General features: G+C 69.6%; 20 protein-coding genes. 7 read left to right on the top strand and 13 right to left on the bottom strand.

What is annotated here, in order from left to right; all coding sequences use genetic code 11:
• Positions 1–37: 37 nt before the first annotated feature.
• Together M8C13_RS18250 and M8C13_RS18255 are read right to left on the bottom strand one after the other, a co-directional pair.
• Positions 38–256, bottom strand: coding sequence for a hypothetical protein (locus M8C13_RS18250; protein ID WP_252481820.1), 219 nt, complete (start codon positions 254–256; stop codon positions 38–40).
• A complete protein-coding gene (locus M8C13_RS18255) occupies positions 249–563 on the bottom strand; it encodes a hypothetical protein (RefSeq protein WP_252481821.1) in 315 nt (104 codons plus the stop codon). The genes M8C13_RS18250 and M8C13_RS18255 overlap by 8 nt, the downstream gene beginning before the upstream one ends.
• Positions 564–794: 231 nt before the next feature.
• Between M8C13_RS18255 and M8C13_RS18260 the strand changes: the two genes are divergently transcribed.
• Both M8C13_RS18260 and M8C13_RS18265 read left to right on the top strand, forming a co-directional pair.
• The gene (locus tag M8C13_RS18260) at positions 795–1,958 is read left to right on the top strand and encodes a hypothetical protein (protein WP_252481822.1); all 1,164 of its coding nucleotides are present in this window, start codon (positions 795–797) and stop codon (positions 1,956–1,958) included.
• A gap of 267 nt (positions 1,959–2,225) precedes the next feature.
• Entirely contained in the window at positions 2,226–2,513 is a 288-nt protein-coding gene (locus M8C13_RS18265) for a ribosomal protein L7/L12 (protein WP_252481823.1), read from the top strand.
• 1,287 nt (positions 2,514–3,800) lie between these two features.
• Here M8C13_RS18265 and M8C13_RS18270 read toward each other — a convergent pair.
• Positions 3,801–4,811 (bottom strand): LLM class flavin-dependent oxidoreductase, encoded by a 1,011-nt coding sequence (locus M8C13_RS18270; RefSeq protein WP_308202817.1) that lies wholly within the window; start codon positions 4,809–4,811, stop codon positions 3,801–3,803.
• A 245-nt stretch (positions 4,812–5,056) separates the two neighbouring features.
• Here M8C13_RS18270 and M8C13_RS18275 point away from each other — a divergent pair, with 245 nt between their 5' ends.
• On the top strand, positions 5,057–5,599 hold the full coding sequence (locus M8C13_RS18275) for a glycosyltransferase family A protein (RefSeq protein ID WP_252481824.1): 543 nt from the start codon (positions 5,057–5,059) through the stop codon (positions 5,597–5,599).
• Here the strand turns inward: M8C13_RS18275 and M8C13_RS18280 are convergent.
• Both M8C13_RS18280 and M8C13_RS18285 read right to left on the bottom strand, forming a co-directional pair.
• Entirely contained in the window at positions 5,596–6,678 is a 1,083-nt protein-coding gene (locus tag M8C13_RS18280) for a glycosyltransferase family 4 protein (protein ID WP_252481825.1), read from the bottom strand. The two genes, M8C13_RS18275 and M8C13_RS18280, sit on opposite strands and share 4 nt — an antisense overlap.
• Before the next feature lie 24 nt (positions 6,679–6,702).
• Positions 6,703–7,278 carry a hypothetical protein gene (locus M8C13_RS18285; protein ID WP_252481826.1) on the bottom strand — a complete coding sequence of 192 codons (576 nt, stop codon included), beginning with the start codon at positions 7,276–7,278 and terminating at the stop codon, positions 6,703–6,705.
• A 255-nt stretch (positions 7,279–7,533) separates the two neighbouring features.
• Here M8C13_RS18285 and M8C13_RS18290 point away from each other — a divergent pair, with 255 nt between their 5' ends.
• Positions 7,534–8,106, top strand: coding sequence for a ClpP family protease (locus M8C13_RS18290; RefSeq protein ID WP_256509284.1), 573 nt, complete (start codon positions 7,534–7,536; stop codon positions 8,104–8,106).
• 6 nt (positions 8,107–8,112) lie between these two features.
• On the opposite strand, the gene M8C13_RS18295 is transcribed toward M8C13_RS18290, so the two are convergent.
• From M8C13_RS18295 to M8C13_RS18305, 3 genes are all read right to left on the bottom strand, one after another.
• Positions 8,113–8,874 carry a hypothetical protein gene (locus tag M8C13_RS18295; protein WP_252481828.1) on the bottom strand — a complete coding sequence of 254 codons (762 nt, stop codon included), beginning with the start codon at positions 8,872–8,874 and terminating at the stop codon, positions 8,113–8,115.
• 58 nt (positions 8,875–8,932) lie between these two features.
• A complete protein-coding gene (locus tag M8C13_RS18300; protein ID WP_252481829.1) occupies positions 8,933–9,568 on the bottom strand; it encodes a Crp/Fnr family transcriptional regulator in 636 nt (211 codons plus the stop codon).
• A 68-nt stretch (positions 9,569–9,636) separates the two neighbouring features.
• Complete coding sequence (locus tag M8C13_RS18305; RefSeq protein WP_252481830.1) at positions 9,637–10,197, bottom strand: TetR/AcrR family transcriptional regulator; 561 nt, start codon at positions 10,195–10,197, stop codon at positions 9,637–9,639.
• Between the two features lie 69 nt (positions 10,198–10,266).
• On the opposite strand from M8C13_RS18305, the gene M8C13_RS18310 reads away from it, so the two are divergent.
• The gene (locus M8C13_RS18310; protein WP_252481831.1) at positions 10,267–10,701 is read left to right on the top strand and encodes an SRPBCC family protein; all 435 of its coding nucleotides are present in this window, start codon (positions 10,267–10,269) and stop codon (positions 10,699–10,701) included.
• A gap of 99 nt (positions 10,702–10,800) precedes the next feature.
• Positions 10,801–11,415, top strand: a complete 615-nt coding sequence (locus M8C13_RS18315; protein ID WP_252481832.1) for a DedA family protein — start codon at positions 10,801–10,803, stop codon at positions 11,413–11,415.
• On the opposite strand, the gene M8C13_RS18320 is transcribed toward M8C13_RS18315, so the two are convergent.
• Positions 11,412–12,056, bottom strand: coding sequence for a response regulator transcription factor (locus M8C13_RS18320; protein WP_252481833.1), 645 nt, complete (start codon positions 12,054–12,056; stop codon positions 11,412–11,414). The genes M8C13_RS18315 and M8C13_RS18320 overlap by 4 nt on opposite strands.
• On the bottom strand, positions 12,047–13,225 hold the full coding sequence (locus M8C13_RS18325; protein WP_252481834.1) for a sensor histidine kinase: 1,179 nt from the start codon (positions 13,223–13,225) through the stop codon (positions 12,047–12,049). Before M8C13_RS18325 ends, M8C13_RS18320 begins: the two co-directional genes overlap by 10 nt.
• A gap of 151 nt (positions 13,226–13,376) precedes the next feature.
• Between M8C13_RS18325 and M8C13_RS18330 the strand changes: the two genes are divergently transcribed.
• On the top strand, positions 13,377–14,267 hold the full coding sequence (locus M8C13_RS18330; RefSeq protein WP_252481835.1) for an SGNH/GDSL hydrolase family protein: 891 nt from the start codon (positions 13,377–13,379) through the stop codon (positions 14,265–14,267).
• 7 nt (positions 14,268–14,274) lie between these two features.
• Here M8C13_RS18330 and M8C13_RS18335 read toward each other — a convergent pair whose 3' ends face one another.
• From M8C13_RS18335 to M8C13_RS18345, 3 genes are all read right to left on the bottom strand, one after another.
• Positions 14,275–15,348: an alpha/beta hydrolase gene (locus tag M8C13_RS18335; RefSeq protein ID WP_252481836.1), complete on the bottom strand. Its 1,074-nt coding sequence runs from the start codon at positions 15,346–15,348 to the stop codon at positions 14,275–14,277.
• A gap of 90 nt (positions 15,349–15,438) precedes the next feature.
• Positions 15,439–17,109: a hypothetical protein gene (locus M8C13_RS18340; RefSeq protein WP_252481837.1), complete on the bottom strand. Its 1,671-nt coding sequence runs from the start codon at positions 17,107–17,109 to the stop codon at positions 15,439–15,441.
• Between the two features lie 77 nt (positions 17,110–17,186).
• On the bottom strand, positions 17,187–18,839 hold the full coding sequence (locus M8C13_RS18345; RefSeq protein ID WP_252481838.1) for a CHAP domain-containing protein: 1,653 nt from the start codon (positions 18,837–18,839) through the stop codon (positions 17,187–17,189).
• Positions 18,840–18,923 lie beyond the last annotated feature (84 nt).

The raw sequence follows: 18,923 nt of genomic DNA on the forward strand, positions 1-18,923 counted from the left end.
GACATGGGGCGAGCCGTCTCGCGCGGCTACTGGGCGCTCAGCCTGGCGAGCGCGCCACGCACAACTCACAGGGCATGCCTGCCATGCGGGTCAGTAGTTCGGTTTGGTGGCGCGTGATCCGGGTGCCGCAGCAGGCGGTCAGCACGTCGGGCAGGTCACCGTTGGTCGGCAACGGGACGATGTGGCAGGACCGCTGGGACTCGCCGACCACACCGCGCAGGTAGCGCACGATCAGCAGAACCGGGCTCTCACCCACGGAGCCACCCCAGCAAGGCCAGCAAGCCCGGACGGGAGCGGCGAGGGCCGGGGTTGTCCAGATCCATGTCCCGCAGGGTGGCGCGCGCCCACACGTAGGTCTGGCACCGCAAGCAGCGCGTGTGCGGGGGTTCCTCCAACAGCGCGGCCACTACTCGCGCTCCGCACACGGCACGGTAGATCCCTTTCCCGTCCGCGATTCCGGCGGCCATGTCCTCATCGGTCACCGCATGGTCGACGGCTTCGACGCGGCTGGTCACCCAGGTCGTGTACAGCCGATTCTCGGCCGGGTGCGGCTCCACAGTCACGGTCCACCTCCGCTCGTGGGGCCACGGCCGGAGTCTCAGCGGCAACTGTGGGTGGGATGACTCCGGCCGTGGCAGCGCCCGGCGGCGGAAGAGTGATGAACCGCCGGGAGTCTCTGACCAGGGGCGATCGGTCATGAGAGACTGAGATCAGCTTTACGTCAGCTCTCGTCGAAGTACACGACCTGCGCACGACGCGAGCACGACATGTCAGGTCCGGGAGGGACAGACGAGATGACTCAGTGGCGCGGACCGGGGCAGCCGCGAACGGTTCTGGAGCAGCGGATCAGGGAGCGTCGGCAGACGTTCGAGGAGTTCGTTGAGTTCGCCGACGAGTTTGCCCGGGATCAGAAGGAACAAGGCACGCTGAGTGTTCGACACCTGCAACGGCTTGTTGCTGGGCGTCGGCCGGATGGCGGACCTCTTGGGCCGGTCCGTCCGGCGACTGCTCGTCTGCTGGAACGCATCTTCGGAGTCTCGATTGACGAGCTTCTATCGGAACCAACTGACGTTCCCTGCAATGAGGACTCGGCCAGCGAGCTTCGCCAGATGCTTAACGCTGCGCGCCGAGTAGACCCGGTTGCGATTGAGCTTTTCGAGGAACAGCTCAATGCGGTTCGTCGACTTGACCGGCAGTTGGGCGCGATCGTTGCCTATGACGAGGTGAGAGTGAAAGCGCGGCAGGTCGATCGGCTCCGCACGTACAGCACGCTGCCGGGTGTGCGAGCCAAACTGGCCGCCCTGCTCTCCGAACTGCACACTCTGGCAGGCTGGCAAGCGCTGGACACAGGCAGTATCTCGGATTCGTGGCAGCACTACGACAATGCCAAGGCGGCAGCCGCAGAGTCCGACGATGCTTCATTCGTCGTGCACGCAATGGCCGAACAGTCGTTCGTATTGCTGGATATCAACAAGTCAGGGGAAGCTGTCGACCTGATCACGGATGCGCGTGCCCAAGCAAAGCGATCTTCCCCGTCGCTACTTCGCGCCTGGCTCGCGGCTGCGCACGGAGAAGCGTTGGCGGCAAACGGACGGCGGAATGGAAGCCTCCGTGCGTTTGATGAATCAGCGGAACTTCTGGGGGCAGGCTCGGAAGATTCCGGTGGTCCGTACGTCGTGCTGGACGCGGTTCATCTCGCTCGCTGGCGTGGGCACGCACTTGCCCGGTTCGGCGACATGGAGGCAGTGAACGTGCTGTCGAATGCGCTCGACCGACTCGACCCCTCATTCACGCGTGCCGAGACGGCGCTGCGCGTCGACCTGGCAACCGCGTTCGTGAGCCAGGGCGAACCGGAAGCCGCGCGGGCGCACGCGTCTGTGGCGCGGCGGCTCGCTGCCGAGATCGGCTCCGCTCGGCAGGACCGTCGGTTGCGCATGCTCGCCGGGCAGCTTCGGTAGGCTGGTCAATGCGTGTCCACAGTGGACGAACCTGTCCATGAGTCTGTCCATGAACTTCGGCCGGGAGTGCCTCTGACGCCTCGAATCGGCCCTGTCCGGCAGGCAGAATGCCTGGATGCCTGCTCCGTATGAGTGAATTCGGACACTCATAATCTGTCAGGTCGTGGGTTCGAGCCCCACCTGCCCCACAGGTTTGAGCAGGCCAAACTCCGTAACCGTTCGTGAGCGGAAGCGCGTGCTGGGGCAGGATGGCTCACCGTGGACTACGTGCTGATACTGCTCCCTTTCCTGCTGGTGATCGCCGTCCTCGGCCTGAGCGGTTCGTCCAGTGAGGCGCGGGCGCGGAGACTGGAGCGTCGGCTGGTCGATGTCGAGGCGAAGCTGGACGCGCTGCTCGCTCATCACGGGGTGAGCCTGCCGGAGCCGGAGTTCCCGGCGGTGCGGGCGCTGGCGCTCGGCGGGCGGAAGATCGAGGCGATCAAGCGGTACCGGGAGCAGACCGGGGCTGGGTTGAAGGAGGCCAAGGACGCGGTGGAGAGGATGACTGACGTCTGACCGCGAGGTTGACGGTGCCGTCGGGTCAGTGGCGTTGTTCTCAAGCTCGCTGGTCTGTCGCAGCGATTCGTGAGTGCGATTCTCCTGGCCGAGAGGTTGCCGTTTGCTCATCTGGCGTGCCACGCGTGGGAGCGCTTCTGACTGTTCTCTAGAGGAGGTGCGGTCTAGGGAGGCCGAACTTGATCCGACATTTCTCGCAAAGATCATTGCGAACCCGGACTAATTGTGCGAGTTGGTAGATCTCCTGGCCGCACGCGCATCGGGTTGGAGCAGACCGGCCGTGCTGGGCGTTGAAGCAGTCTGTGGTCTGAGGTGGCCTTGCGGTGCGCGGACCAGTTTTCCCAGGTGTGTAGTCGCCGCTGCGGCCGGTGAGGCTGCGATACAGCTCCAGGTTTTCGGGTGAGACGAGGTAGACGTAACCCCGAGTGTCCCGCATCGGCAATATTTGTTCCGCAGGCACCTTCGCGGCCACGTCATCAACGGTCAGGCCAGGTAGCGGGGTCCTCTTTGGATGCCAATTCCCGCAGGGCCGCTTACGGGTGACTGGGCAGTTGCCAAATTCTTGTACGGTGCACTTGACTGCTACGAAGTTTGCCAGGCCTGTGGCTGCTGTCGCGCTCCGACGGGGTGGCAGGCTGGTCCATGGCATTGGGTTGCAGCCAATGGCGGGAACATGGTGAAACCAGGCGGGTGTCGTGTCCGAGTTGAGGAACCAGACAGGCAGCCAGCCGGCTCGATAGGACTTGGTTGTCCGGGACTTCACGAGCTTGACTGAGGCGTAAGAGTGCTGCACCTCGATGCCGGTTCGACGTGGTCCTTCGATGGCTACGTCGAGGATCGTTCCGTTGGTGGTTCTCATCTCTTTGAATGCGCGGTATCCGGCGTCTTCCGCGGCGCGGTGCCAGTAGTCTTTCTGGCGTCGATGCTCATCCGTCTCTAGGGAGATCTCATGTGGCTTGTGTCCACATCCTGAGAAATGTACTGCCCAATACTTGTTGTTCCTGAGTCGGATGTACATCTCTGCGGTCTCGCTAGTGTCTGATGATTGTTGGCAGACAAGTGTCCGCTGGCCTCGGGCTATGCTTCCGTGTAGCGATCTGATGAGGTCGTAATCGCTGCGGCTGAGCTTGGCGAGGTCAAGCATTCGATCTTCCGGGGTGTACCGAACCAAGGTCGACATCTGTCACCTCCCGAAGGTGGCTTCCAGCATACGAGCGGCCACCGACAAGACGCGGTTTCGAGATGCCCAATTGACTGGTCTGCCTGGGGCGGGCGGTCCCGCGATGACTAGGCCAGGTCAGCGACCTGTAGCCGCGGTGCGATGGTGGCGAGGAGTTCGTAGGAGCGGCGGCGGTCTGCGTGGTGGTAGACCGGCGTCGTCACCATGAGTTCCGTGGTGCCGGTGGCGTCGAGGATCTGTTGCAAGCCCTCCGCCACCGTTTCCGGCCCGCCGACCAGGACGCTGCCTGAGTGGGTCGCGATGACGGCTCGGTCTGCCTCTGTGTACGGGTATTCGGCCGCGGTCTCGGGACTCGGTAGCTGGATTCGGGTGCTGTGGTGGCGGCTGAGGACTTTGAGGCGGGTGGGGCCTGCCAGCCATTCGGCGTGGGTGTCGGTTTCTGCGGTGATGACCGAGACGCTGATCAGGGTGGTGGGGGACGGGGTTTGGGGGGTGGGGCGGAAGGTGGTGCGGTAGTGGTGGAGGGCTGCCGTGGCGGTGGTGGGGTTGAGGTGGTGGGCGTAGGCGTAGGGGAGGCCGAGGGTGGCGGCCAGGGCGGCGCTGGTGGTTGAGGAGCCCAGGAGCCAGATGGGTGGGGGGTTGCCGTTTCGGGCGGGGATTGCCTTGGTTTCTGGGTGGTGCAGGTGGTGGTGGAGTTCTTTCAGTTGGGTGTGGAAGGGGGTGGCGGTTCGGGATTCTTCGGGGCGGACGGCTGCTACCGCGGATTTGGGGCCGCCGGGGGCTCGGCCGATGCCCAGGTCGATGCGGTTGGGGTGTAGGGCGGTGAGGGTGGCGAACTGTTCGGCGATCACTGCCGGGGGGTGGTTGGGGAGCAGGACCGCGCCGGAACCCAGGCGGAGGTTGGTGGTGGCGTTGGCCAGGTGGGCGATGAGGACGGCGGGGGCGGAGCTGGCTACGCCGCGCATGCCGTGGTGTTCGGGGACCCAGTAGCGGTGGTAGCCCAGGGTGTCGGTGAGGCGGGCCAAATCCACTGTGTTGAGCAGGGCCTGTCTGGGGGTGGCGCCTTGGACAATGGGGGAAGTGTCCAGAACGGACAGGCGGACTGGGTGCGCGGCCACGGGCGACAGGGTTTCATGGCCGGCCGCATTACGCTGGCGTGGTGCGCACGATTTGTGTGATTACCGCGGTGTACCGGCCTGAGCCCGCGCATCTGCTGGCGGCTTGGGAGTCATTGCGGGAGCAGGAGGTGCCCGCTGGATGGCGGTGGCGGTGGCTGGTTCAGGAGGATGGGCGGAGCGGGGTTGCCGCCGAGCTGTTGCCCGCGGATGAGCGCATTCTTCTTGGGGATGGGCGGCCCGGTGGGGTGGCGATCACGCGGAACCTGGCGTTGGCGCGGGCCGACGGCGAGCTGGTGAAGAACCTGGACCAGGACGATGTGCTGACGCCGGGGGTGCTGGCTCGGGACATCGCGGCGGTGACCGGGCAGGACGGGGTCTGGTGGACTACCTCGCGGGCGCTGGACCTGTTGCCGGACGGGGAGCTGGTGGGGTTTCCCGGGGATCCGGAGCGGGGGCGGCTGGCGCCCGGGGTGGTGCTGGATCACTGGCGGGACAACGGGTTTCGGTTGCCGGTGCATCCGACGACCTTGTGCATCCGGCGCGACCTGGCGGTGCTGCTGGGTGGGTGGATGGCGGTGCCGGGCAGTGACGACACCGGGTTGCTGCTCGCGGCGAGTGTGCTCAGCACCGGGTTCTTCGAGTCCGAGGTGGGGTTGCACTACCGGAAGTGGCCGGGGCAGGGGTCGGCGGCGGGGAGTGCGCACTACGAGGCGGTGGAGTGGGCGGCGCGGATGAAGCTGATGGGGGAGCGGGCGGATGCGTTGCGGGCGTTGGGGTTGCGGCTCTAGCTGATCGCTTTCAGGGCGGTCAGGAGGGCGGCGGTGGACTGCTGCCAGTCCATGGTCGCGGTGGTGGCTAGGCCCGCGGTGGACAGGCGGGTGCGCAGGGGCTCGTCGTCCAGCAGTCGGCGGATGGCGTTGGCCATGGCGGTGGGGTTGCCGACCTCGACGAGCAGGGCGTTCTGGTTGTGGTGGCAGAAGTCCTCTACGCCGCCGTTGCGGGTGCTGACCACGGCCGTGCCGCAGGCCATCGCCTCGGCGGCGGGAAAGCCCCAGCCCTCGGTGGTGGAGCTGCACAGGAAGACCGCGCTGGGGCGGTAGACCTGGGCGGCCAGGTCCTCGCCGGTCAGGCCCTGGGCGTAGTGGATCCAGGGCGGCAGGTCGCGCGGTCGTGGGGCCACGCCGAAGGCTCTGGCGAGCAGGGCCGGGTGGTGGGCGCGGACCTGGTGCAGGGCGGCCAGGGCGGTGCGGGAGTCCTTGGCGGCGCTGTCGCTGAGCAGGAAGGCCACGCCCGCGCGGGGCGCGCCGGTCGGGGGCGGGCGGTAGGTGGTGCGGTCCAGGCCGTTGGGGACCGTGGTGATCTGTCCACTGTGGACGCCCAGGTCGGACAGGACGCGGGTGAGGTGGGTGGAGACGGTGATCTTGGGGAAGGGTAGGCGCAGGGCCTGGTGCACCGGGGCGGGGTCGGGCACGTTCCAGGTTTCGTAGCCCTGGACCAGGTGGACCGGCGAGCCGTGGGCCGGGGTGAGGTACGGGAGCAGGGTGGCGGTCTTCCAGTGGGTGGCCACGACCACGTCGCCGGAGGGCAGGTGTGCGGGGGTCAGGGCGGGCACGATCAGCAGGCGGACCCGGGGATCGACCGGCAGCCAGTCGATCGCGCGGTGCGGGGCGCGGCGGTGGCGGTGGTCGCGGGCGGCCTCGCGGAGGTGGCGGAGTGGGCGGGACCAGCCCTCGCGCCAGCGTTCGTGCACCACCGTGACCTGGCAGCCGAGGGCGGTGAGGCGGTTGGCGTGCTCGTACACCACGCGGAAACCGCCGACCGGCGCCCTGGGGAACACGGGCAGCACGAAGGTGACTCGCAACGCCATGTTCCCCAGTGTGCGCCAGCTGCGTCAGGCCTTCTGCCTGCGGTTGCGCAGCACGATCACGCCCGCGGCCGCGACGGCCAGGCCACCTGCGGCGAGACCGGCCCCGGACAGCCAGTCCAGGCTCTCGCCGACGCCCTGCTGGGCCATCGCGCCGCCGCCGGTGTCCGCCGCGCCCTTGGGCTTGACCTTGACCTGGTCGGCGGGCTTGGTCTCCACCGGCTTGCGCGGGGTGGTGCCGGGGCGGGGCTGGCCGGGCAGCACCTCGAAGGTGCCGGTGACCGTCTTGCCCCCGCAGACGAAGGACAGGGTGTGCTTGCCGGGCTTGGTTCCCGGCTTCACCCGGCCGTCGGAGGCGTGGGTCTTGCCGGGCTCGCCCTTCAGCGGCGGCACGTTCAACACCGAGGAGGTCACCGCCGAACCGGTGTACTTGGGGTCCTGGCAGATGGCCCGCACCACGATGTCCTGGCCCGCGCGGATCGACTTGTCCTGCACCTGGATGGTGTCGACCACCTCGTCCGCGGCGAACGCGGCGGGTGCGGTCAGGAATGCGGTGGCGATGGCGGCGGCGGTGATTCCGGAAAAAGACAGACGAGTACTCACAGCGGTTTCCCCCCTTGAATTACCGAATCCCAGAATTGGGACGGTTTTGGTGGCTCCGTGAAGAAGACGCTTCCTGGGGGAGGTCGGTTGCCAGCAGGTCGCCGAGGTATATCGAGTTGTTATATTCGCAGGTGGTGATGGTGGCTGGTGCGCTGTGAGCGAACCGGGGCGCGTGCGGTGTGTGCGAGGTCTACCGTCGGGGAACAAGTGAAGACGACCAGGGAGGTGGACGTGGGACAGCACAGTGACTTGCGGATGCGCGCGACGGCCGGGCTCAATCTCAGCGATTCGGTGTTCGACCGGTTGCTGAGTGAGCGCATCGTGTTCCTCGGGTCCGAAGTGGACGATGAGAGCGCGAACCGGATCAGCGCGCAGATGCTGCTGCTGGCCGCGGAGGACCCCGAGCGCGACATCGTCTTCTACATCAACTCCCCCGGCGGCTCGGTCAACGCGGGGCTGGCCATCTACGACACCATGCAGCTGGTCGCGCCGGACGTTTCCACCTGGGCGATGGGCATGGCCGCCTCGATGGGCCAGTTCCTGCTGTCCTCCGGCACGCCGGGCAAGCGCTACGTGTTGCCGCACACCAGGGTGCTGATGCACCAGCCGCACGCCGGGCTCTCCGGCACCGCCTCCGACATCGCCATCCGCGCCGAGGAGTTCGGCAAGCTCAAGCAGCTGGTCGCGGAGATCACCGCGGCGCAGACCGGCAAGACGGTGGAGCAGATCACCGAGGACGCCGACCGGGACCGCTGGTTCAACGCCCAGGAGGCGGTGGACTACGGGCTGGCCGACCAGGTGGTGCGCAGGCCGGGCGAGCTCGGCTGAGCCGGGTCAGCGGCCGCGTCCGCCGTGGAAGTGGATGCCGCCCCTGACCTCACCGGCCTGGATGCTGTCCCGCATGGTGCCGTTGACCTGGTTCACCACGCCGCCGCCTGCCGCGGAGAGGGCGGGGCCGCCCGCCGCGGCCGGCGACGGCGCGGGCCCGGCTTCGGCGAAGCTGAGCAGGGTGGCGGCCTCGAAGTGCGGCACCCTGATCCAGGCGGTGCTCGCGGTTTCCTTGTGCTGGAAGGAGATCTGGCCGAAGTCGCGCTGGCGGACCAGTTCGGTGTACGGGCCGCTGAAGACGTCCTGGTAGGCCTTGGCGGAGATGATCAGGCCGGTGCTGAACTCCAGCGGGCTGGCCTCGGCGCAGCGGCTGACCACCTGGCGGAAGACCTTGGCGTCCAGCATGCGCGCGCAGTCGACGTTGGTGCGGTGCAGGCCCTCGTGGCCGGGCAGCGGGCCGACGCCGACCGAGATGCGCAGCCGGACGTCCGGCTTCCGCCAGCGGTTGTGCTCGGCGGCCAGGTCGTCGAGCACCTGGGTGGCGTCGATGATGTCGCCGAGCAGCTCCTCGGGGAAGGCGGCCAGCAGGCCGTCGCCGGTGTGCTGCCAGTCCACCGCGTCGGCCTTCATCACCTGGCGACTGGCCAAGGCGGCGCCGATGAGCTCCTGCGTCTTCTGCGCCGCCACGTCGAGGTGGTAGCCGGGGTTGCTGCCGGAGTCGATCAGGTCGATACCGAGGACCGTCCGGTTCACGGGCAATCGAGGCACGCAGGGCAGTGTGCTGCGCGTCCTGGGCCACGTCTCCCTCGTCCCAGGGAGAAGCGGGTCAGGCCAGCTCGGCCAGGCGGCGCGGGTCGGGCAGCAGGTAGCGCAGGCGGCTGGTGCGCACCAGGCCCTCGGCGCGCAGCCGCTTGAGCGCGGCGTCCACGGTCTTGGCCGAGGCGCCCACGGACTGGGCCAGCTCCTTCTGGCTCATGCCGCGGATGGCCACCCCGTGCTCGGTCTGCTCACCCCGGGCGTCCGCCCAGCTCAGCAGCTGTTTGGCCACCCTGGTCGGCACGTCCTGGAAGGCCACCGACAGACCCCGGTGGTCGGCGTTGCGCAGCCGTCGTTGCAGGGTGGAGTTGACCAGCAGCAGCACGTCCTGGTTGGTGCGCATCAGGCTCAGGAACACCGCCCTGGGCACGTGCACCGCGCGGCCGGCGGTGTGCGCGATGACCGTCGCGCTGCGCGGCACCTCCTCGATCACGCCCAGCTCGCCGATCAGCTCGCCCGGCCCGTAGAAGCCGGCGATCAGCTCGGTGCCGTTGCCGCCGGAGAGCAGCACCTTGACCAGGCCCTGCTCGATGAGCAGCACCTCGTCGCTCTCGGCGCCCTCGGACAGCAGGGTCTGTTGCCGGTGGAAGTCCCTTGGTCTGCCGTGTCGGCGCAGCACTGCGCGGACCGCGTCCTCCCTCGCCATCACCGCATCATCCCCGTCGGGTCAACCTGCCTGGGAGGGGCCGAGCGGGTGAACGCGGGCTGCTCCGGTCACCTGATCGAGCTATGTCCGCGCAGCGCCTGCTCGGTGCTGGCCAGGAACGCCTCCATCGCGGCGGTGACGCCGTCAAGATCACCGGTGGCCAGCAGGTCCAGCAGCAGGCCCCTGGTCACGGCCAGGCCGAGGCGGGCCTGCGCGCGGGCGGCGTCTTCCGGGAAACCGTTGGCGCGCAACCACTCCGTCATCGGCTCGGTCCAGGAGGAGACGATGCCGTCGAGCAGTTCGGTGGTGCCGGGGCGGCCCTGCAGGGCCTGGCCGTACAGCTCGAAGAACAACCGGATCGACGGGGCCAGCGCGGGATCGGTGAGGCGGCGCCAGAACTCGCGGGGCGCGGTGGTCGGGTCCAGCTCGGCGAAGGCGGCGCGCTGGCGGCGCTCGACCTCGCGGACCACCTCCACCAGCAGGCCCTCCTTGGAGCCGAAGTGGTAGATCAGCATCCGGTGGCTGCTGCCCAGCGCGGTGGCCAGCTGCCGCAGGCTCAGCTCGCCGATGCCGTGCTCGCTGACCCAGGCCACCGCCGCGGCCAGCAGTTTCTCCTTCGCCGCCGACACCGGTCATCCCTTCCACCGTGGTGAACCATATGGTACATGTACCGACTGGTACACGAGGGAGGGTCTGACATGGCGGTGCAGCGGGTCGACGTCCGGGTGCGCGCGGCGGCGACGCCGGCCGCGGTCTACGCGCTGGTGCGCAGCGGGTCGAGCTGGCCGGACTGGGCGCCGTTCACCGGCTTCGAGCTGGAGCGCCCCGGCGAGCAGGGCGCGGAGAGCGTGGGCGCGATCCGGGTGTTCCGCCGGGGGAAGAAGATCACCAGGGAGCAGGTGGTGGAGCTGGTGCCCGAGCGCAGGCTCGGCTACACGCTGCTGTCCGGGCTGCCGCTGCTGGACTACCGGGCCAACGTCGACCTCGCGCCCGTCGACGGCGGCACCGAGATCCACTGGCACTCCAGCTTCCGGCCGCGCTTCCCCGGCACCGGCTGGCTGTTCCGCATGGTGCTGCGCGCGTTCATCCTGCGCTGCGCACTGGGCCTGGCCGAGCACGCGGGCCGCCGGTAGTCACTGGGGTTTGCCGCAGTCTTTCCGTGCGGGTTGCCCACCGTGATCGGAAGGTCTGCCTCAGGGTGGTCTCAGCGCCGGGTTCCTAGTGTGGACATCATGTTCGACGGAATCATCAACTGGGTCACCGACCTCATGACCACCCTGGGCGCACCCGGCGCGGGCCTGGCCATCGCGCTGGAGAACCTGTTCCCGCCGCTGCCCAGCGAGGTTTTCCTGCCGCTGGCCGGGTTCACCGCCAGCCGGGGCGGGATGGGCCTGCTCGCCGCGATCATCTGGACCACGGTGGGCTCGGTGGTCGGCGCGCTGGCCCTGTACTACATCGGCGCGCTGCTCGGCCGGGACCGCACCCGCGCGATCGCGGCCAAGCTGCCGCTGGTGAAGGTGGCCGACCTGGACCGCACCGAGGCCTGGTTCGCCAGGCACGGCTACAAGGCGGTGTTCTTCGGCCGGATGATTCCGATCTTCCGCAGCCTGGTCTCGGTGCCGGCGGGCATCGAACGCATGCGGCTGGGGGCGTTCCTGCTGTTCACCGCGCTGGGCAGCCTGATCTGGAACACCGTGTTCGTGCTCGCCGGCTACTACCTCGGCGAGAACTGGACGCTGGTGGAGACCTACGCGGGGGTGCTGTCCAAGGGCGTGCTGGTGGTGGTCGGTGTGGCCGTGCTGGTGTTCGTGGTCTCCCGCCTGCGCCGCAGCAAGCAGCGGGCCTAACTCCCGAGATAGCGCAGGATCGCCAGCACCCGGCGGCTGTACCCGGTGGTGTGCGAGAGGTCGAGTTTGTCGAAGATCGAGTTCACGTGCTTCTCCACCGCGCTCTGCGAGATGTGCAGCGCGGTGGAGATGCTCGCGTTGGTGTGGCCCTGCGCCATGTGCCGCAGGACCTCCCGTTCCCGTTCGGTGAGCCTGGTCAGGGGGTCGGTGTGAGTGGTGCGGGCCAGCAGCTGGCGGACCACCTCGGGGTCGAAGGCGGCCCGGCCGGAACCGACCCGGTCCAGCGCGTCCAGGAACTCGCCGACCTGGGCCACCCGGTCCTTGAGCAGGTAGCCAACCCTGGCGCTGTCCCCGGTGAGCAGCTCGGTGGCGTAGCGCTTCTCCACGTACTGGCTCAGCATCAGCACGCCCACCTCCGGCCAGCGGGACCGGATCTCCAGCGCCGCCTGGAGTCCCTCGGCGGTGTGCGTCGGCGGCATCCGGACGTCGATCACGCACACGTCCGGCTGCTCACGGGCCACCGCGGCCAGCAGGGCGGCGCCGTCGCCGACCGCGGCGAGCACCTGGTGGCCCTCCTCCACGAGCAGGCGCACCAGGCCTTCCCGCAACAGGATCGAGTCGTCGGCGAGGATCAGGCGCATGGCAGGCTGGCTCCGATGAGGGTGCCGCCGCCGAGCGGACTGCGCACCCGGAACTCGCCGTCCATGGCCGCCACCCGCTGGGCGAGGCCGGAGAGCCCGCCGCCGTCCGGATCGGCGCCGCCGACCCCGTCGTCGGCGACCTCCACCAGCAGGGTGCCGGTGGAGGCGAGATGGGTGAGCCGTACGTCGAGCGTGGCGGCGTTGGCGTGTTTGGTGGCGTTGGTGACCGCCTCGCACACGATGAAGTACGCGGCGGCCTCCACCCGCGCGGGCGGGCGCTCCGGCGGGAGCTGGCAGGAAACGGTGGTGCGCAAGGGAGAACCCTCGACCACCCGGGCGATCGCCTCGGGCAGGCCCAGGTTGTCCAGCGCGGTGGGGTAGACCCGCCAGGCGACCTCGCGCAGGTCGTTGAGGATCTCCTGGCACTCCTGATGTGCCTGGGCCAGCAGGGTTTCCGCGCGGGCGGCGTCACCGCCGCGGCGGGCCCGGCCGATCAGCAGGCCGAGCGCGACCAGGCGCTGCTGCACGCCGTCGTGCAGGTCGCGTTCGATCCGGCGGCGCTCGGCGTCCACCGCCTGCACGATCCCGGCGCGGGTCTCGGTCAGGGACTGGATGCGCTGCCGCAGCTCCTCGGGGCTCAGGCCGAGGAACTCGCGGACCAGCCGTCGCTCCACAATGGACAGCGCGTACAACCCTTGCAGGGCGAGGTAGAGCAGCACCAGTCCGGGCAGGCTCAGCGCGAGCAGCGACTCGGTGGTGACCCGACCGGCGGGGTTGCCGGTGAAGATGCTGCCGCCGGTGATCCAGGCGCCCACGCTGGCCACCGCGGTCAGCACGCCGTAGACCAGCAGCAGCAGGATGACCCCCACCGCCAGGCCGACCGGCACCCGGACCAGCAGGTACATCCACGGGCGGCGCTGCCGGTCGTCCTCGACCTCGCCGCCGCCGAAGAACCTGGCCACCCGGCGGCCCTCCAGCCGGGACAGCCTGCGCGCGCCCTTCTCCAGGCGCTCGGCCGACCGCTGCCGGGCGCTGGGCCACAGCAGCAGCGACAGGTGCAGCAGGCCGGCCAGGACCAGGTAGCCGAGCTCGGCCAGGGCGGACAGCGCGCCGAGGGCCAGTCCCGCCCCGATGCGCGCGGCGGCGGTGACGAAGGGCAGCAGACGCACAGCGTGAGGTTAGTGGCCAGGGCCGTTCGGGGGACTGCGGAAAACCACAAGAGTGACCGGCGGCGACCTCTTTGGACGATTGACCAGCTCAGGCGGGCGAACCTAGCGTCGGTGCCGACGGAGTATGGCCGGTCTCACAGCGAGGTGCGACATGTCGGTAGGCGTTGTGGGTCGGCTGGGCGTCATCGGCACGGTGGCGGTCGCCGCGGCCGCGCTGTTCGCCTCCGGGGCGGAGGCCGCGGTCCGCCAGGTGCGGCACTACGTGGCGCTGGGTGACTCGTTCACCTCGGGGCCGCTGATCCCGCTGCCGAGGCTGAACCCGTTGGGCTGCGCGCGGTCCACCGAGAACTACCCGAGCCTGCTGAACCGGCGGATCCGGCCGGGCCGGTTCACCGACATCAGCTGCGGAGCCGCGGACAGCACCCACATGACCGAGCCGCAGTCGGTGCCGCTGGGCCGCAACCCCGCCCAGTTCTCCGCGCTGACCAAGGACACCGACCTGGTCACGGTCAGCATCGGCGGCAACGACTTCAGCGTCTTCGGCGACACCATCAGCACCTGCGCGCGGCTGCGGCCGAGCGATCCGGGCGGCGCGCCCTGCGCGAAGCACTTCGGCGACGAGCTGAGCAAGCGGATCGGCCAGACCGAGGGCCGGGTGCTGACCGTGCTGCGCGGTATCCGGGAGCGCTCGCCCAAGGCCAGGGTGCTGGTGGTCGGCTACCCGAGGATCGCCCCGGCCAGCGGCACCTGCCCCTCGGTGCTGCCCTTCGCCACCGGCGACTACCCGTTCCTGGACAGCGTGGAGCAGCAGCTCAACGCGGCGCTGCGGCGCGCGGCCGGGGCGAACGGGGACACCTTTGTGGACACCTACGCGCCCTCGCTGCACCACGACGCGTGCAAGCCGCGCGGGGTGGCCTGGGTGAACGGGCAGCACATCGACCTGCTGGCCGCGGCGCCGTACCACCCGTTCCGGACCGGCATGGTGGGTGTGGCCGACGCGGTGCAGCGGGCGCTGACCACCGCGAAGGCCCGCAGGGGCTGAGGCGCGCTCAGCCCTTGGCCGCGGCGAAGGCCAGGCCCATCCGCAGGGCCGCGGCCGCCTCCAGCGCGGCGTCCCGGCCGGTGTGGCCGATGCCGAGCACGTTGGCGAAGCCGTGGATCAGGCCGTGGTGGCGGCGCAGGAACACCGGCACGCCGGCCTTGCTCAGCTTGTCCGCGTACTCCTCGCCCTCGTCCCGCAGCGGGTCGAAGCCGGCGGTGGCCAGGTAGGCGGGCGGCAGGCCGGAGAGGTCCTCGGCGAGCAACGGCGAGGCGCGCGGGTCCAGCTGGTCCTCGGCCGAGCGCAGGTACTGGTCCTGGTACCAGTCCATCTTCTCCGAGGTGAGCACAAAACCGGTGCCGAACAGGCGGCGGGACTCCCTGCGCACGGAGAAGTCGACCGCCGGGTAGATCAGCAGCTGGAAGGCGGGCACCGGGTCGCCCGCGGCCTTGGCCTGCTGGGCGGTGACCGCGGCCAGGTTGCCGCCCGCGCTGTCCCCGCCGACCGCGATCTGGTCCGGGTGCAGGCCGAGGCTGTCCGCGTTGGCCACCGCGTACCGGTAGACCGCGAGCGCGTCCTCGGTGGCGGCCGGGAACTTGTGCTCGGGGGCCAGCCGGTAGTCCGCGGAGAGCACCGCCACCCCGGCGTGCACGGCCAGGTAGCGGCACAGGTTGTCGTGGGTCTCCAGGTCGCCGACCACCCAGCCGCCGCCGTGGTAGAAGACCAGCGCGCCGGCCTGGGCGGGCAGCCCGGCAGGCAGGTAGACCCTGGTCCGGATCGGCCCGCCGGGGCCGGGCACGCTCAGCTCGCGCACCTGCGCCACCTCCAGCGCCGTGCCGCCGATCACCGCCGCGGTCCGGCGCAGCCCGCGCCTGGCCTCGATGACCGAACCGGCGCTGAGCGGGTTCTCCTTGGCCAGGTTCATCAGCTTCAGCATGGACTGCACCTCGGGGTGCAGCTGCTGGCCGTCGATCACGGTGGGGCGGCCGCCGATGGCGCGCTGCGCGGGGGCGGGCAGGGCGCCGACCGCGGCGGCCACGCCGCGTTCGACCAGTTCGCGCAGGGCCGGGCGAGGAGAGGTCATGACCCCGATGCTACCCACGAGTAGTGCCCTTGGGCAGACAGGCGAACGGGGCGCGGCCCCCCGGCCCGCGCCCCGCTCAGTCGTGCTCGATCACTCCGCGATGGTCCAGTCGCCGATCCGGGACCAGCTCGACCAGCCGTCGCCGAAGGTGTGCCACACGTGCATGAGCTCACCCTGGGAGCCCCGGCCGAAGACCTCCACGGTCCGGGTGTTCGCCTCGTAGATGGCCACCGGCTTGCCGGTGAACTTCCAGTCCGAGTGCAGCGTCTCCCAGTCCGACCAGCCCGCGCCGTAGCCGTGCCAGACGTGCATCAGCTCGCCCTGGGAACCGCGGGCGAAGACCTCGGTGGTCGTGGTGCTCGGGTCGTAGACCGCGACCGGGTCGCCGGCCAGCTTCCAGCCGCCGCCGATGACCTCCAGGCCGGTCCAGCCCTTGCCCGGCGGGTGCCAGGCGTGCACGAGCTGGTCGGCGGTGTTGCGGGCGAAGACCTCGATGGTCTTGGTGCTGGCCTCGTACACCGGGAACGGGGCGCCGGTGATCGCGCCGCCGCTGATCACCTCGAAGCCGGACCAGCCGGCGCCCGGCGGGTGCCAGGCGTGCATCAGCTCGCCCTGGGCGCCGCGGGCGAAGACCTCGGTGCTGCCGGTGCCCGGGTCGTAGACCGGCGCGGGGTCGCTGGCCAGCCGCCAGTCCGGGTTGATCGGCTCCAGCTTGGACCAGCCCTTGCCCGGCTCGTGCCAGGCGTGCACGAGCTGGTCGGCGGTGTTGCGGGCGAAGACCTCCACGGTCTTGGTGGCCGCGTCGTAGGTGGCGGCCGGCTCGCCCTTGAGCTTGGTGCCGCCGTCGATGACCTCCCAGTTCGCCCAGCCCTGGCCCGGCGGGTGCCAGGTGTGCACGAGCTCGTCGGCGCTGTTGCGGGCGAAGACCTCGGTGGTCTTGGTGCCCGCGTCGTAGATCGACACCGGGTTGCCGTTGAGCCGGTAGTCCGGCTGGTGGGCCTCCCAGGCCGACCACTTGCCGCCGGTGTTCCACACGTGGGCCAGCTCGCCCTTGGCGCCGCGGGCGAAGAACTCGGTGCTGGCCGTGCTGGGCTCGTAGACCGCCCGGTCGGAAGGCACGTTCACCCCGCCGCCCTTCGGGTCGCCGAGGGCGTCCACGATGAGCTGGGCGTCGGCGGCCTCGGGCTGGTAGCGCTCGGGGAAGGCCGAACGCTGCACCCGCTGGCAGACCTTGCCGATCTCCTCCTTGTTCCAGGAGCCCTTGGGGTAGAAGCGTTCCATCGTGTCGAAGAACTTGTAGGCGGAGATCTTCGGGTTGAGCCGCTCCTCGCGCGGCCCCCAGGAGTCCAGCTGCTGGAACAGCCCGACGCTGCTGGCGTGGCCGCCGTCATAGTTGCGCATGGTGGTCTCCACGATGATCGTGGCGACCGCGATGGTGGCGGCCCGGTTGTTCAGGCCCCGGTCGTAGGTGGCCCGCACGACCGCCCTGGCGCAGGACATCTCGTAGGCCTTGAGCGAACCGCGCATCCGGCCGGTGATCCGGGCGTTGAGGTCCCTGGCCATGGCCTCGTCGGTGGCGCTGGGACCGGCGGGGTCACAGGCCACGATCGGCAGGGCCTCGGCGGCCAGGTTTTCGGCGTTGGACTCGGGGGACCGGGTCTCGCCGGGATCGGCGCCGGCGATCGGACTGAGGAACAATCCGCTCGCGGCGGTCAGCGCGACGGTGGAACCCGCCAGCAGCCGGTGTAATTTCCGGGACATCTTCTTGCTCTCCTGTTTTCGCGCAGGGTCGGGCTCGGGAAGAATTCGGGAGTTCAGGTGCGGAATAGCGGGCTGGATTACTCGGAAATCGTCCAGTCGCCGATCTGGTGCCAGTCGGACCAGCCCTTGCCGTGCGGGTGCCAGGTGTGCAGCAGCTCACCCTTGGCGCCGCGGGCGAAGACCTCCACGGTCTGGATGTGCGGCTGGTAGACCGGCACCGGGACGCCGGTGAACTTCCAGTCCGGGTGCAGGACCTCCCACTGCGACCAGCCCTCGCCCCTGGGGTGCCACAGGTGCATCAGGGCGCCGCTGTCACCGCGGGCGAACACCTCGGTGGTCTTCGTGCTCGGGTCGTAGACCGCGGTGGGGTCACTGGCCAGCTTCCAGTCCGGGCGGATGGCCTCGTAGGCGGTCCAGCCCTCACCGGGGGCGTGCCAGGTGTGGATCAGCTCGTTGCCCGCGCCCCTGACGAAGATCTCCACCGTCTTGGTGCTGGCCTCGTACAGCGCGAAGGGCTGGCCGGTGATCTTGACGTCGGCGTTGATGGCCTCCCAGTCCGACCAGCCGCTGCCCAGGTGGTGCCAGGTGTGCATGAGCTCGCCCTGGGCGCCGCGGGCGAAGACCTCGGTGGTCTTGGTGCCGGGCTCGTAGATCGCCACCGGGTCCCCGGTGAGCTGCCAGTTCGGGCCGATGACCTCCCACTGCGCCCAGCCGTTGCCGGGCTCGTGCCAGGTGTGGATCAGCTCGTTGGCGGCGTTGCGGGCGAAGACCTCGCTGGTCTTGCTGTGCACGTTGTAGACGGCCACCGGCTCGCCGACGATCTTCTGGCCGCCGTGGATCGGCTCCCAGTTCGTCCAGCCCTTGCCGTGCTCGTGCCAGGTGTGCACCAGCTCGTTGTTCATGTTCCTGGCGAAGACCTCGGTGGTCTTGGTGTCCTCCTCGTAGAGGGAGACCGGGTTGCTGGCCAGCTTGTAGTCGGGCTGGTGCGCCTCCCACGGCGCCCACTTGCCGCCGGTGTTCCACACGTGGGTCATCTCCTGCCCGCCGCCGCGAGCGAAGACCTCGGTGGTCTTGGTGTTGTTCTGGTAGACCGCGCGGCTGGAGCCGGTGGCCGGGCCGTCGTCCAGCGCGGAGCCGTCACCCGCGCCGGGCGGGGAGACGTAGCCGGAGATCAGCCAGTCGCCGCCGCCGGAGACCGCGGTCCGCGGGTCCAGGGTCCAGGCCACCACCTTGCTGTTGGTGGAACCCGCCTTGCCGAAGTTGCCGTTGACCGTGGTCAGCCGCCCGTCGGCGTGCACCGCGGTGACGATGGCGACATGCCCGCCGGTGGCCCGTCCCGGCGGGCCGAACACCGCGACGTCGCCGGGCTGTGGGTTGCCGCCGTTGGCGGAGCGTGGTTTGAACAGGCCGTGCTGCTGCCCCCATAGACCCACCTCGCGAGCCACGAAGGTGGTGGGCACCGGACTCACGCCCGCCTGTCGCCAGGTCCAAGCGGTGAACATGGCGCACCAGTCCAGCCGCGGGCAGGACGGGCTGTACTTCCCGCACTGGGCCGCGGTGACGCCGATTTCCCCGTTGGCCGCGTCCACGATTCGCTGCCGGATCGGCGAGAGCGCCTGGGTGCTCGCCGAAGCGCTCGTCTCGGCGAAGGCCGTTGTGGCTAATGTGGTGATTCCGCTGCCGGTCAATGCCACCACCGCCGCCAGTGTGGCCAGTAACTTCCTGCTCATTTCGTTTTTGCCCCTAGGTCCTGTGGTTCTCGCTGTTGGGAGAAAGGTAGGAAGGGGTGCTGCAAGAACCCGTGCAGTCCGCTG

The sequence above is a fragment of the Crossiella sp. SN42 genome (genome assembly GCF_023897065.1).
GTDB lineage: Bacteria > Actinomycetota > Actinomycetes > Mycobacteriales > Pseudonocardiaceae > Crossiella.

What these genes read in the sequence shown, in the direction of transcription:
- M8C13_RS18300 (WP_252481829.1), bottom strand. Translation starts at nt 9,568, where the DNA reads ATGGCGAGGGAGGACGCGGTCCGCGCAGTGCTGCGCCGACACGGCAGA.
- M8C13_RS18310 (WP_252481831.1), top strand. Translation starts at nt 10,267, where the DNA reads ATGGCGGTGCAGCGGGTCGACGTCCGGGTGCGCGCGGCGGCGACGCCG.
- M8C13_RS18330 (WP_252481835.1), top strand. Translation starts at nt 13,377, where the DNA reads ATGTCGGTAGGCGTTGTGGGTCGGCTGGGCGTCATCGGCACGGTGGCG.
- M8C13_RS18315 (WP_252481832.1), top strand. Translation starts at nt 10,801, where the DNA reads ATGTTCGACGGAATCATCAACTGGGTCACCGACCTCATGACCACCCTG.
- M8C13_RS18320 (WP_252481833.1), bottom strand. Translation starts at nt 12,056, where the DNA reads ATGCGCCTGATCCTCGCCGACGACTCGATCCTGTTGCGGGAAGGCCTG.
- M8C13_RS18345 (WP_252481838.1), bottom strand. Translation starts at nt 18,839, where the DNA reads ATGAGCAGGAAGTTACTGGCCACACTGGCGGCGGTGGTGGCATTGACC.
- M8C13_RS18260 (WP_252481822.1), top strand. Translation starts at nt 795, where the DNA reads ATGACTCAGTGGCGCGGACCGGGGCAGCCGCGAACGGTTCTGGAGCAG.
- M8C13_RS18280 (WP_252481825.1), bottom strand. Translation starts at nt 6,678, where the DNA reads ATGGCGTTGCGAGTCACCTTCGTGCTGCCCGTGTTCCCCAGGGCGCCG.
- M8C13_RS18340 (WP_252481837.1), bottom strand. Translation starts at nt 17,109, where the DNA reads ATGTCCCGGAAATTACACCGGCTGCTGGCGGGTTCCACCGTCGCGCTG.
- M8C13_RS18290 (WP_256509284.1), top strand. Translation starts at nt 7,534, where the DNA reads ATGCGCGCGACGGCCGGGCTCAATCTCAGCGATTCGGTGTTCGACCGG.
- M8C13_RS18335 (WP_252481836.1), bottom strand. Translation starts at nt 15,348, where the DNA reads ATGACCTCTCCTCGCCCGGCCCTGCGCGAACTGGTCGAACGCGGCGTG.